General features: G+C 62.4%; 10 protein-coding genes and 1 riboswitch. Of the genes, 2 read left to right on the top strand and 8 right to left on the bottom strand.

The genetic code is table 11. The annotated features are described in order from the left end of the window. The coding region (gene thiC / locus ACILSE_RS05025; RefSeq protein ID WP_395716263.1) for a phosphomethylpyrimidine synthase ThiC at positions 1-1,478 on the bottom strand (1,478 nt) is incomplete at its 3' end. Positions 1,479-1,543: 65 nt separating this feature from the next. After that, positions 1,544-1,655: riboswitch (TPP riboswitch) on the bottom strand. 134 nt (positions 1,656-1,789) lie between these two features. Here thiC and ACILSE_RS05020 point away from each other — a divergent pair. Then, positions 1,790-3,154: a PEP-CTERM sorting domain-containing protein gene (locus tag ACILSE_RS05020; protein ID WP_395716262.1), complete on the top strand. Its 1,365-nt coding sequence runs from the start codon at positions 1,790-1,792 to the stop codon at positions 3,152-3,154. Here ACILSE_RS05020 and ACILSE_RS05015 read toward each other — a convergent pair. From ACILSE_RS05015 to ACILSE_RS05000, 4 genes are read right to left on the bottom strand one after another with little or no spacing between them, the layout of a single operon-like run. After that, the gene (locus ACILSE_RS05015) at positions 3,146-3,715 is read right to left on the bottom strand and encodes a hypothetical protein (RefSeq protein ID WP_395716261.1); all 570 of its coding nucleotides are present in this window, start codon (positions 3,713-3,715) and stop codon (positions 3,146-3,148) included. The genes ACILSE_RS05020 and ACILSE_RS05015 overlap by 9 nt on opposite strands. Before the next feature lie 13 nt (positions 3,716-3,728). Beyond that, positions 3,729-4,724 (bottom strand): hypothetical protein, encoded by a 996-nt coding sequence (locus ACILSE_RS05010; RefSeq protein ID WP_395716260.1) that lies wholly within the window; start codon positions 4,722-4,724, stop codon positions 3,729-3,731. Beyond that, positions 4,724-6,334: a hypothetical protein gene (locus tag ACILSE_RS05005; RefSeq protein WP_395716259.1), complete on the bottom strand. Its 1,611-nt coding sequence runs from the start codon at positions 6,332-6,334 to the stop codon at positions 4,724-4,726. The genes ACILSE_RS05010 and ACILSE_RS05005 overlap by 1 nt, the downstream gene beginning before the upstream one ends. A 13-nt stretch (positions 6,335-6,347) precedes the next feature. Then, complete coding sequence (locus ACILSE_RS05000) at positions 6,348-7,121, bottom strand: metallophosphoesterase (protein ID WP_395716258.1); 774 nt, start codon at positions 7,119-7,121, stop codon at positions 6,348-6,350. Between the two features lie 156 nt (positions 7,122-7,277). Here ACILSE_RS05000 and ACILSE_RS04995 point away from each other — a divergent pair, with 156 nt between their 5' ends. Further along, positions 7,278-7,976: an ABC transporter ATP-binding protein gene (locus ACILSE_RS04995; protein WP_395716266.1), complete on the top strand. Its 699-nt coding sequence runs from the start codon at positions 7,278-7,280 to the stop codon at positions 7,974-7,976. Positions 7,977-8,088: 112 nt separating this feature from the next. Here the strand turns inward: ACILSE_RS04995 and ACILSE_RS04990 are convergent, their stop codons facing one another. From ACILSE_RS04990 to ACILSE_RS04980, 3 genes are all read right to left on the bottom strand, one after another. Next, positions 8,089-8,532 carry a rhodanese-like domain-containing protein gene (locus tag ACILSE_RS04990; RefSeq protein WP_395716257.1) on the bottom strand — a complete coding sequence of 148 codons (444 nt, stop codon included), beginning with the start codon at positions 8,530-8,532 and terminating at the stop codon, positions 8,089-8,091. A 32-nt stretch (positions 8,533-8,564) separates the two neighbouring features. Further along, positions 8,565-8,921: an ArsR/SmtB family transcription factor gene (locus ACILSE_RS04985; protein WP_395716256.1), complete on the bottom strand. Its 357-nt coding sequence runs from the start codon at positions 8,919-8,921 to the stop codon at positions 8,565-8,567. A 272-nt stretch (positions 8,922-9,193) separates the two neighbouring features. Then, positions 9,194-9,754 carry a SixA phosphatase family protein gene (locus ACILSE_RS04980; protein ID WP_395716255.1) on the bottom strand — a complete coding sequence of 187 codons (561 nt, stop codon included), beginning with the start codon at positions 9,752-9,754 and terminating at the stop codon, positions 9,194-9,196. Positions 9,755-9,964 lie beyond the last annotated feature (210 nt).

Here is a 9,964-nt window from a genome sequence, read left to right as displayed (position 1 = left end):
GGCCCGAGGGTGTAGAAGGGGGCCTCGTGGCACCATTCGAGCTGCTTGGCCATGTTTTCCTCGATCATGTGCATGGGGACGTGGCCGGGGCCTTCGTTCATGACCTGGACGCCTTTGGCCCAGGCGCGTTTGGTGAGCTCGCCCTGGACTTCGAGTTCGCCGAACTGGGCTTTGTCATTGGCGTCGGCGATGGAGCCGGGGCGCAGGCCGTCGCCGATGGAGAAGGAGACGTCGTAGGCGGCCATGATGTCGCAGATGTCGTCCCAGTGGGTGTAGAGGAAGTTTTCCTTGTGATGGGCGAGGCACCACTTGGCCATGATGCTGCCGCCGCGGCTGACGATGCCGGTCATGCGGGAGGCGGTCATGGGGACGAAGCGGAGGAGGACGCCGGCGTGAATGGTGAAGTAATCGACGCCCTGCTCGGCCTGCTCGATGAGGGTGTCGCGGAAGAGTTCCCAGGTGAGGTCTTCGGCTTTGCCGTTCACTTTTTCGAGCGCCTGATAAATGGGCACGGTGCCGATGGGCACGGGGCTGTTGCGCAGGATCCATTCACGCGTAGCGTGGATGTTCTTGCCGGTGGAGAGGTCCATGACGGTGTCCGCGCCCCACTTGGTGGCCCAGCGCATTTTTTCGACCTCTTCCTCGATGCTGGAGGCGACGGCGCTGTTGCCGATGTTGGCGTTGATTTTGACGAGGAAGTTCCGGCCGATGATCATCGGCTCGAGCTCGGGGTGGTTGATATTCGCGGGGATGATCGCCCTACCCGCCGCCACTTCCGAACGCACAAATTCCGGTGTGATCTCTTTGGGAATGCGTTGCGGGAACATGCTGAAGACCCGCGGCGTGAAGGCGGAGTTCGGAGTGCGGAGTTCGGAATCCTGAGAGGAGCCGGCGTGCTGTTTGGAAAGGTCGTTGCGAACGATGTCGCTGCCCAATTCCGCAATCCGAATTCCGAGTTCCGCATTCCGCATGTTTTCGCGGATGGCGATGAACTCCATCTCGGGGGTGATGATGCCCTGGCGGGCATAGTGGAGCTGGGTGACAGGCTTGCCGGTGCTGCGCAGGGGATTGCGCTGGGCATTGATGGGGGCTTTCAGGGGGCTGAGGAGGCCTTCGCGCTTGGCGGCGGCGTATTCGGCGTGGTTGGCGGTGAGGTAGCCGTTGTCACGGGGCTCGATGGCGCGGCCCTGGTATTCCTCGACGTCGTTGCGGGAGAGGATCCAGGCTTTGCGCAGGGCGGGCAGGCCTTCCTCGACGGTGCCTTTGTAGGACGGATCGCCCCAAGGGCCGGAGGTGTCATAGACGCGCACGGGTTCATTGACCTCGATGCGGCCATTGAAGCTCTTCGTGGGGCTCAAAGCGATCTCGCGCATGGGGACGCGGACGTCCTTGTGGATCTGCCCCTCGACATAGACGCGGGTGGAGGCGGGGAGCTGCTCGGAGGAATGGGGTTCGAAGGAGTCTTTGGTGGCGATCATGGGGGAAAGTTTTGGGTTCCTGGTTCTGAGTTCGTGGTTGGGGCGGCCTGTGGCCGGAACTGAGATAGACCCTCCGAGCGAGCTCCCTTCGGCGGCATGACCCGCATCAAGTTCGGAGGGTTCGGATCGAGGAAGATCCGTCTCAGTCCCTGCGGTGGGACGCCCCTGTCGTGACGGAAGCGATTGTCCAACTGGGCGTGCGAAGGTCAAAGGCAATTTACAACCGAGCTCGGGCTGCGGAGATGCTTAACAAGGTAAAATCAATTGATGGGTTACCATAATTATAGTAATTTGATTCAATTTACGAGCCCATGCGCTCCGCCCGTTTCCAAACCCACGGCCTGCTGGCCAGTTTTGCCCTGCTGTTGACCTCGGTCTCCGCAGTCCGGGCCGACATTGTCACGGAGTGGAATGCGCTGGCGCTGACGACGATGCGCACGAGCACGGAGGCGCCCGTGATGGCGCGTGATCTGGCGATCCTGCACACGTCGATCTACAACGCGTCTGAAAGCATCCGCGGAGGCTACCAGACCTACGGTTTCGGCAGCTACACGGCGCCGACGGGTGGTCCGGCGGGGGCGTCTTATGAGGCGGCGATGATCGCGGCGGCGAACACGGTGATGCAGAGCCTTTACTCGGGATCGAGCGGCGCTTTCACCACGCTTTACAACACGCAGCTCAGCGGCATCGCGGACGGCCAGGCGAAAACAGACGGCATCGCGTGGGGGGTGTCCATCGCGAATGACATGCTGGCCTGGCGCTCGGGAGATGGCGCCTCGACCGCTGGAGGCACGCCTTACTCGCCGGTGGGAACGATTGGTTATTGGGCGCAAACATCTGCTTCAGGCGCGTTGCTGCCGGGCTGGGGCACGGTGGGCACGTTCGCGATTCCCGGCACCGGCGCCTACATGAGCGCGCTTCCCACCGGGACGCTCGCGGACTACATGAAGACGGACCCCTACGCCACCGACTACAACGAGGTGAAGAACATCGGCTCCTTCTTCAGCCTGACCCGCACTTCCGATCAGACGAACCAGGCTTATTTTTGGGCGGCGGCGGGCGGCACGGTGAAAACGACCGGCATGTGGAATCAGGTGGCGGCCACAGCCGCCAGCACCGCCGGGCTCGGTGTGACGGACACCGCGCGCCTCTTCGCCGCTGTGAATGTGGCGATGGCAGACGCGGGCATCACCGCCTTTGCCACGATCTATGACAATGAGTTCTGGCGTCCTGAGACCGCCATCGCCAATGGTGACGCCGACGGCAATGTGAACACCGATGTGGACGTGGCCTGGGCGCCACTGATCGCCGCGCCATCGTTCCCCGAATACGTCGCGCTCGGCAGCACGCTCAGCGAGGCCGCCGCCGCCACGCTCGCCTTTTATCTTGGCGACAGCATGTCCTTCAGCCTCGGCGGCGACATCAATGGCGACGGCAGCATCGACATGACGCGGAATTTCACCAGCTTCAGCCAGGCGTCGGACGAGGCGATGATGAGCGGCATCTACGGCGGGACACAGTTCGGCACCTCGGCCATTGCGGGGCATGACATTGGCTTAAGCGTGGCGGACTATGTGGTGAACAACAACTTCGCCCTCGTGCCGGAGCCTGCGGGCGCGCTGCTCGTGCTGCTCGGCGGCGCGTTGATGCTGCGCAGGCGGCGCGGCTTAGTTTGAAGGATACAATTCCGGCATCAGCAGAGGGCGGAGCACCACTGGAGTAAGCTCGCGCGGCAGTGGCTTCCACGGGTAGCGGTCCTCGGACACCTTCGCCCACGCCAGCACACCGCAGTGCCGCCAGGGATCGATGGCGATGCCGTCCTCGAAGCGCTGCCCCTTCGCGGTGACGACGATGGCGTTGTGCTCCATGAGTGTTGCGCGCCGGGCGGACGTGAGATGCAGATCCATGGTCTTGAGGTTCAAGCGGTGCAGGTGCGGAAACAAATCGTCCCGCCACTGGTAGCAGAGGCCGCGTTTGCGCAGTCCCGCGTTCACGAGGCCGTTGTTCATCCATGGAAAGCGCAGCGGTTTGAAATCGCGCGCGAGCTCCGTGGAGGTTTCGACGGCGGTGGCGGCCACCTTGTCCGCCTCGGAGGCGGAGATGGAGGGGCTGAGCTGCTGCAAATCATGACTCAGCCGCCGGGCTTTTTCCTGGCGCTGTTCAGGCGTGCCCAGATTGACGCAGGCATTGCTGAGGAGCGTGAATAACAAGAGCGTGAGACGCGGAAGGCGGGACATGCGGAAACGATATTCAGGTAAGCGGGCCATGGGCGGCCTCATGGAGCACGCGGGCCTGCTCCTGCCATTTTTCGCGGCTGGCGCGGTTTTTGAAGGCCAGCATCTCGCTGAAGACCCGCAGTTCCTCCGCATCCCATTCAGCGATCTGACGCCAGGTGCGGATGCCGTGGGCGTGGAGCTGTTCGTTGATGATTTTTTTGATGCCTTTGATCCGCGTGAGGTCGTCGTCCGCGATGCCGGCGATTGCGGCGGCTTTTTCTTCGGCACGATGGAGCACGAGAATCTGGCTTTGCAGCCGCCCGATCTCGTTCGTGGCGTTTTGAAGGCGTTTTTCACTGTCCGCCAAGCTGCGGCGTGCCAGCGCCAGCGCGGCGGGGTCGGCGGGTGTTTTTCCTTCGAGTTTGCCCACGCGACGACGCCAGTCTTCATCCTCCTGGGTGAGCGCGGCGACGGCGGACTGATGCTCGGCAAGCCGGGCCTCGAACGCGGAGATTTTCTCGCCAAGCGTGGTGTTCGCAGGCGCGCTTTTGGGGGCCTTGGCCGTCGCTGTGCGCTTGCGCTTCGGTTTTTCCGCATCTGGCGGAGGCGCGACGGCGGGAGTCTCGTGTGCCGCGACGATTTTGGGTGCTGCGCGAAGCTGTTCGAGCTCTGCGCGGGCTGTTTGAAGCGCGGCTGTGTTTTGATCACGCTCGGCGCGCAGCAGGTCCAGGTCGCGCAACAGGCGGTTGTTCTCGCTTTCGAGCGCCTGGAGGCTCTCACGGGCCTTGGCGGCATCGTCTTCATGCCTGCGTGCGGCGTCGATGGCGGCCTGCAACTCGCTCTTGAGGCTGTCGCGCTCGTGTTCGGCCTTTTCGCGGCTTTCACGCTCTTTGCCGTCCTCGGCTTCGAGTTCATGAATCCGCTTCAAAAGATCGCTCCCGCGCCAATGCCAGCCAAACCAGGCAAACAACGCGGCGGTGAGACCGAGCAGCGGCGCGAGGTAGAGCAGCAACCAGAAAGCGGAGGACATCAGAGGCGCGAGATCGGTGATTTGAGGTTTGAAATCCAGATGCGGAGCTGTTCAAGAGCGTCAGAGGAGAGTTCTTGAACGAGTCCTGCGGAAATGCCTTCGGGCAGCGATGCTTGTCTGGCAAGGCCGCCCGCTTCGAGGAGTTCACGGCCCGCCGGAATGACCGTCCATACGCCGCCGGGCTTGGCGATGGCAAGGAGGCCCGCGCTTTCCGCCGCCGGAGCTGGCGGCAGGCTTTTGAGGGTGTGGAGGAGATTCATCGAAGGCTGGCAGGTGGCGCGGACGTGCAGGTCGTCGCTCTGCACCAGCAGGCGCTGGCCGTAAGCCTGGCGTGCGGCGGCGATGAGCTGCGCGCGTGTCGATTCCTCCGCGACACGGCCGGCGAGGACGGCCTTCGTTCCGAACAAGGTCAGTACGACCACCGGAAGTTCTGACTTTGGCATGGGCGGCAGTTCGTGCGATCCATCACCGCTCAACCAGCCGGTGAGAAGAGCGCTGTCATTTTGCACCGTGCCGCGGTCGATGCCGACGGGAAGACCTTCTTTCCATGATTGCTCGGCAGGCGTGATCTGCCAGTCCACCGATTTCCATGCCTCGCCACCGAGGCCGAAGAAGAGGGAACGCTTGTTTTTGCCGGAAGGCAGAAGCGCGATGGTGATGGGACCGAAATCACCGGTAGGGCGGCGCTGCGCGCTGACACGGATTTCATCATGGACACGACGCGGAGCGAAGGCTTGGAGAGCCTCGTCGAGAATCGCCCGCTTCATCGCCGGTGTGCCCACCTCTCCCCGGAGAACGACCTGCGAATCATGCGCGGCGATGAAGAGGTGGCCGGGCGGGAGCCTGGAAAGACGTTGATTCTCGGCCTCAGCCCCGCGTTGCCGCTCCAGCGTGGCGCGCAGATCCCGCAGGACCGGCAGGATGTGCCGCTGCCATTCAGACTCGTCAATGCCTGCAGCGCTTGCCTGGGCAAACAACGCCGCGTCGTCTTTTTCCAGCATCAGCTCCATCCACGGCTGCCCGATGCGCGCGATCTGGGCCTGCGCGGTCTGCCGCGGCGCGGGAACACCGCGCAGCGTGGCGGAGGCATTGGCTGCCTCGTCGTGTTTTGCTCCATCCGCGCCGGGAATGCCGGAGATGGCGCCGCCTTTGACACTCCAGCTCTCCTGCACGCTGCGCGCGATGTCGCGTGCCTCGTAAAGCGTGGCGGCAGTGCCGAGCAGACGCGCCTCCGCGCCAGTGGCGGCCAGCAGCATCCATCCGGCGGGGAAGGGAACCACGTCGATCTCGCCTAGCACCGCAGTGACGGGGTTGAGGCGCATGCCGAGGCTGCTTGCCAGCGGCGTCGGGGCGCGCACCAGATCGCGGAGCGTGTTTTCAATGACGCGCCGGTCACGTTCATTCCGCACCTTGCCGGATAGCCGTGCTTGCAGGCCGTCAAAAGTGAGGCTCACACCGCCAAGCTGCTCTGCCAGCATCGGCTGCTTTGCGAGCGCCTGATGCGCGGCCGCCTCAAGGTCTTGCTCCATGCGCGGGACCAGTACCAAAGCGCCTGCGAGCCAGAGTAAAAACAGCGTGACAGCAGAAAGAATCCAGCGCGCGCGGGTCATGGCGTGTGGGGGATCAGTCTTTCGGCGTCAGAACGCGCACTTCGTCAAAGGTCAGCCGCCGCACCTCGCCACGCTGGCTTGTTTGCACGAAGGTTTCTGTGCCCGTGTCGAGCGCGGTCAGCCAGCCCTCGCCATACGCCCAGGTGTCCAGGCAGATGCGCCCGGGCAGGATGTGCGGCAGTCCGCCTTTTTGCGCGGTGTGGCCGCAGACGAGCATCTTGCCGGAGAAATGCGGATGCGAGTCATCGAAACGCCGCCAGAAAAGCCAGTCGTCGCTTTGGTCCGGCATCGGCAGCATGGCGTTCACATTCGCATGCGCAAAGATGTGCGTGTCATTCTCGTGCCAGCGGCGGAGACGGCGCGTCAGGAAATCCCAGTGCTCCTGAGGCACCATGTTCCAGTCCGGCCTGTCCATGCAGCCGTAGGACTGCATCGTCTGCCTTCCGCCCACGGCATACCATGCGTCGGCCTCCACCAGGCTGTTGCGCGCGTCGAGCATGAGGATCTCGTGGTTTCCAGTCAGGGGGATGAGTTGCGTTTTATCCTCCAGCTCCAGCATGCGGTTCAGCACGCCACGCGAGTCCGGTCCGCGGTCCACATAATCACCCAGCATCACCAGCGTGTCGTCTTTTCCCGGGGAAAGCTGCTCCAGCATGAGATCCAGGGCCAGCGAGCAGCCATGCACATCTCCGATGACCAGGGTGCGTCTCCGGGCCGGCTCACGCGGGGTCAGTTTGACCCGTGACGTGTGAATGTCGGGGCTGTCGTCGCTGACTAGGATGGGCATGACCACATACTTGCGCGTGCCCGGCAGGACGCAACCACCGATCATCGTGATGGCATAATCACTTACACCATGCAGAATAGCATCATGTCCCGCCGTCAGCAGAACCGCGCCCCCAAGCAGCCTACCATCGAAACCCGGCCAACGGCGGGGAAGAACATGATCTTCGAGGCCCGAGGCCTGCGTAAAGTTTACCAGACGGGCGAACTCGATGTGGTGGCCCTCCAGGGGGTGGATCTCGACTTTTATGCTGGAGAACTGGTCGTCCTCCTCGGTGCCTCCGGTAGCGGCAAATCCACCCTGCTCAACATCCTCGGCGGCCTGGACATCCCCACTTCCGGCACTCTGCGCTACAAAGGCTGGGATCTCTCCGGCGGCGGGGAGCGCACGCTCACCCAGTTCCGCCGCAACTGCGTCGGCTTCGTCTTTCAATTTTACAACCTCATCCCCAGCCTCACTGCCCGCGAAAATGTCGCTCTCATCACCGACATCGCTCCAGACCCGATGAAACCCGAGGAGGCGCTCGACATGGTCGGCCTCAGCCACCGTCTCGACCATTTCCCGTCGCAGCTCAGCGGCGGCGAGCAGCAGCGCGTCGCCATCGCTCGTGCCATCGCGAAAAAACCCGAGGTGCTGCTCTGCGACGAGCCCACCGGCGCGCTCGACGTGACCACCGGCATCACCGTCCTAGAGGCCGTGGAGCGCATCAATCGCGAGCTTGGCACGCTCACGGTCGTCATCACCCACAACGCTGCCATGGCCGCCATGGCCGACCGCGTCTTGCATCTCTCTGACGGCCAGATCGTCAAGGAACGCCACAATGAGCAGCGTCTGCCGGTGACGAGCCTGGAGTGGTGATTTTTTGCTTCAGGGCATCTTCTCTTTAGGGCCTCACATCGAACGGGAATTGAAGAATCTGCCGGGCTATGGGCTCACAGCCCTCAGCCCTGTCATTTCTCTCCTCTCAACTTCATTGATTGCGGCGAGAAGCTGACATGTCTTGATCATGTTGGGCATCCGGTTTCCACGACATGTAGCCGCGGTGGATGTGCTGGATGTTTTTGAAGCCGAGCTCTTTGAGCTTCGCGACCGCTTTTCGGCTTCGGAAGCCTCCGGCGCAATAGACGAGGACGGGCTTGGTTTTGTCGAGGGCGCCCACTTTGCTGTCGAAGGCTGCATCGCCGATGGAGACGTTGAGGGCCCTTGGCAGGGCTCCTCCGCTGAACTCTCCGACGGAACGCACATCAAGCACCTGCGTCTCAGGATGCTCGCGCAGCCACGCATTTGCCTCATCCGCGCTGAGATTGACACACACACGCCCCTGCGCGGCGCTGAAGAGCTGGCGGTCCCAAAATCCTTCAAAGAGATACCAGGCGGCGATGACGATAACGAGACTGAGGAGGGGCCAGAGCATGCGACGAAGGATCATGAAACCTGAAACACTGATCACGCACCACCGAGCTTCTTCACCTGCTGGGAAAGGCGCTTGAGGAGGTTGCTGCACACGCTGTCGCACAAGTCGGTGATGCTGGGGTCGGCGATGAAGCAGATGACGGTGAGACCTTCCTTGCGCCGGCCGACCATCCCGGCATCAACGAGCGACTGCACATGGCGCGAGACATTCGCCTGCGTCAGCCCGGTGGCTTCGACGAGCTCGCTGATGTTTAGCTCGCCCTGTTCCTCCAGGGCACGGAGGATTTTCAAACGGCTGGGCTCGGCGAGCGTGCGGAACCAGGAGGCGATGAGCGCGAGCGCCTCGTCAGTGACAGGCGGCAGCGGCTTTTTGGAACGTGCAGCAGGCATGATGGCAAAAGGTTTTTTAGACGGCTACTATATGCGTATAAAATCATACAGTCGTGCATGTTTCCACCATGGAGGCGGTTTCGTCCACTGAAAATGTGCGCGGAACGGGCATGGAGTTTTGGTAAACCAATACTCCTGAGGTTCCGGCCTGGCCGGATTCGGCAAGGCGGGAGCGCTGCCCTCCTCAGGAGGGCCGACAAAGCGTTGCTATTCCTGAGCTGACAGGATTGTCCGCGTTCCTCTTCTCCCTGTCTATCCATGCTCTATGCTTTTCAATCATCCCCGTCACCCTGCGAGATGTTGCCGTAGAGCTCGGGGAAGCGGCGTTCGAGGGACTTCGGGGTGATGTAGCCGATTAGCTGGGCCTCGTGCCAGTCGGCGAGGCCCCAGAACTCGTGCGGGAAGGCCATGATGACGGCGGTGGCGGTGGGCATCTTCGGGATGTTGGCGCGGGCGAGGATGTTTTCGGCGAACTCATGCATGCCGGGATTGTGCCCGAAGATCATGACGTGATGCCAGCTCTCCTCAAAGCCGCGCATGACGTCGAGGATGAGTTCCGCCTCGGCGAGGTAAAGCCGTGATTCGAGCAGCAGTTGCTCGACCGGCATGGCGAAGGTCTCGCGCACGATCTGCGCGGTGGTGAGGGCGCGCAGGGCGGTGCTGCTGACGAGACGATCTGGTGGCGGCAGCAGGGCAGGGGAGTCGTTCCCGCCGAAGTAGGTGCGGTGCAGGAAGGTGGCGACGGCGGGGGCGGCGCGTTTTCCGCGCTCATTGAGCGGACGATCATGATCCGCCACGCCGGGCTCGGCCCAACTGGATTTGGCGTGACGCATGAGGGTGAGATACTTCATCGTTTAAGAGCTGTGAGAGAAGAGCGGATCCCGGAAGGACGAAACTAGAATGAGGAATGACGAATCAATGACGATAACCCAATGACATTAAGTCGCCATGTCTGCGCGGGCGAAGCTGCTATCGGGCGATTCGATATTGGGGATTCGTTCGTCATTCTGGTTTACTCATTCGTCATTGTTCGCGTCACAAAC

Origin of the sequence: Prosthecobacter sp., from assembly GCF_044236155.1 — a bacterium.
Classification (GTDB): Bacteria; Verrucomicrobiota; Verrucomicrobiia; order Verrucomicrobiales; family Verrucomicrobiaceae; genus Prosthecobacter.
The sequence above is the reverse complement of the archived record's forward strand: the minus strand, read 5'-3'. Positions and strand labels throughout refer to the sequence as shown.

Excerpts from the sequence above, each read along its gene's own strand:
- ACILSE_RS05020 (WP_395716262.1), top strand. The coding sequence starts at position 1,790 with ATGCGCTCCGCCCGTTTCCAAACCCACGGCCTGCTGGCCAGTTTTGCC.
- ACILSE_RS05015 (WP_395716261.1), bottom strand. The coding sequence starts at position 3,715 with ATGTCCCGCCTTCCGCGTCTCACGCTCTTGTTATTCACGCTCCTCAGC.
- ACILSE_RS05010 (WP_395716260.1), bottom strand. The coding sequence starts at position 4,724 with ATGTCCTCCGCTTTCTGGTTGCTGCTCTACCTCGCGCCGCTGCTCGGT.
- ACILSE_RS05005 (WP_395716259.1), bottom strand. The coding sequence starts at position 6,334 with ATGACCCGCGCGCGCTGGATTCTTTCTGCTGTCACGCTGTTTTTACTC.
- ACILSE_RS05000 (WP_395716258.1), bottom strand. The coding sequence starts at position 7,121 with ATGCCCATCCTAGTCAGCGACGACAGCCCCGACATTCACACGTCACGG.
- ACILSE_RS04995 (WP_395716266.1), top strand. The coding sequence starts at position 7,278 with ATGATCTTCGAGGCCCGAGGCCTGCGTAAAGTTTACCAGACGGGCGAA.
- ACILSE_RS04990 (WP_395716257.1), bottom strand. The coding sequence starts at position 8,532 with ATGCTCTGGCCCCTCCTCAGTCTCGTTATCGTCATCGCCGCCTGGTAT.
- ACILSE_RS04985 (WP_395716256.1), bottom strand. The coding sequence starts at position 8,921 with ATGCCTGCTGCACGTTCCAAAAAGCCGCTGCCGCCTGTCACTGACGAG.
- ACILSE_RS04980 (WP_395716255.1), bottom strand. The coding sequence starts at position 9,754 with ATGCGTCACGCCAAATCCAGTTGGGCCGAGCCCGGCGTGGCGGATCAT.